Annotated in this window: 2 protein-coding genes; both read left to right on the top strand. The window is 55.8% G+C overall.

The genetic code is table 11. The features are described 5' to 3' along the window. Positions 1 to 680 precede the first annotated feature (680 nt). Entirely contained in the window at positions 681 to 818 is a 138-nt protein-coding gene (locus ACRESD_RS17890; RefSeq protein WP_003175756.1) for a hypothetical protein, read from the top strand. A 72-nt stretch (positions 819 to 890) separates the two neighbouring features. Beyond that, complete coding sequence (locus ACRESD_RS17895) at positions 891 to 1,850, top strand: leucyl aminopeptidase (RefSeq protein ID WP_431752133.1); 960 nt, start codon at positions 891 to 893, stop codon at positions 1,848 to 1,850. The last annotated feature ends 55 nt before the right edge of the window (positions 1,851 to 1,905 follow it).

Raw genomic sequence — 1,905 nt, forward strand, 5'->3', positions numbered from 1 at the left:
GCCGCGTTTCAGCTCGCCTGAAGAGGAATGGGGTCCACTCATGAAAAGGGTCTCACGCAAGGTTTGATGATGTTGAATGCACGTTGCTGTCTTGAATCTCGACTCAAGCAGCGCCGCTCAAACCCCAGCGCAGGCACCAGGAGTACAGCGTCTTTCTAACGGTCATGCGTCACCTGTTTGTTTTTATCTGTGACGAAATCGAACCCGCCAGGCTCGTGGCCGGGCGGAGTGATCAGGGGTGATGAACCCTGAGGTCTTGGCCTTTTGCGTGGATACGCAAGGGGGTCACAGTAAAACGCGGCGCATTGTACACCGCTCGACAGCTTCGGGCCGCTCTCTGCGGGCGTACGCGACAATCTGTCAGGCATTCCTTACAACGTCGCCATACCTAAGAATACGGCGATCTTCTCGTAAATTAATCGTTACAGCGCGGAAAATTAGCGTTACGCCTGTCAACGAACGGAAAAATGTCAGTGGGAAATTTCCGACAAATTACCTTCGACAGAACATTGTTTTTTCTCAATAAAAAATCCCGGCACAAAAACAGAACAAAAAATCCAAATGAGACCGTGTCAATAAATATTTTGCATTCCGAAACACTCTCTCCTAGGTTCTTCCCACTTGCCCAGCGAAGCCCGCTAGCAAGCCGTTCTCAAACAACGTCCTCTAGGAGAAACACCATGCAAGCACTGGAAAACGACCTGGAAACCGAATTGCAACTCGACGATTGGTTTGAAGCACCGACCCATGAGGCCGCCGTTGAAATGATGCAAGCCGATGCCGTTGTGCCATTTGGCACCGCGATGTGGCCTTTCTAAGAAACGGCAGGCATCCGGCAGGTGCCGTGCACGGCACCTGCCCCTTACCCAAGGCACCAAAGGAAGTACGTCATGGACAAGGCCCGCGCCGTCGAACACTTTCTCTACTACCTCACTCACCATCCCGCCCTCAACGGCCTGAACCGCCCTACCGTGCTGCTGGGCCACACCGAACGCTATGACGCCATCGCCCAAGCGATCACCCACGGCAGCACCGCCCGTTTCAATTTCCAGTTACAGCGCCTGGACCTGGCCGCCAGCGATACCCTGGCCCAAGCCATCGAGGCCTGCGACCTCTACTTGTTTCTCTACGATTCCTCGACCTTGCCCAATCCACGCGCCGAAGGCCCGGACTTTGTCCGCGCACTACAAGGCGTCATGGCCGAGCACTGGAAGAAATCCCTGCTGTTCAAGGATTACGGCGACTACTTCTACGACACCTTCAGCGTGGAGCCCCAGCGTATCGCTGACCTCAACGCCACGCTGATCCGGCGCATGTCCCAGGCCAGCGTGCTGAGTTTTACCGACAAGCACGGCTCGCGCCTGGAAGCGCCGATGAGCAGCATCAAGAAGTGGACCAATATCAACGGCGTCGGCAACCACGACCTGGCCCCCGGTGAGATTGCCACCCACAGCGAGGCCATCAACGGCCAGGTACGCTTTGTCGGCACCTTTCTCAGCACCATCCCGTTTGCGCGCAAATATGGTGTGCTGCAATCGCCGCTGGAGCTGTGGATCGAGAACTCGACCATCTGCAGCGTGGCCAGTGAAGTGCCGGGGTTGGCGGATGATTTCAACAAGTACCTGAATGCCAATCCGTCGAACCGGCGTGTGGAGGAGTTGGGGATTGGTACCAATGAAGGCGTGAAGGACCTGTATGCACGCAATGCCGGGTTCGAGGAGCGCCATTGCGGGTTGCACCTGGGCTTGGGCGGTGGGCAGAAAGGCAGCCATCACCTGGATTTGATCTTTGCCAGTGGGGTGTTGGCGCTGGATGACAAGCCAGTATTCGATGGGACTTTTGCCTTCTGATCAGTGATTTAGAAACCTATGAAGATCCAAATGTGGGAGCGGGCTTGCTCGCGAA

The organism is Pseudomonas sp., from assembly GCF_050739995.1.
GTDB lineage: Bacteria > Pseudomonadota > Gammaproteobacteria > Pseudomonadales > Pseudomonadaceae > Aquipseudomonas.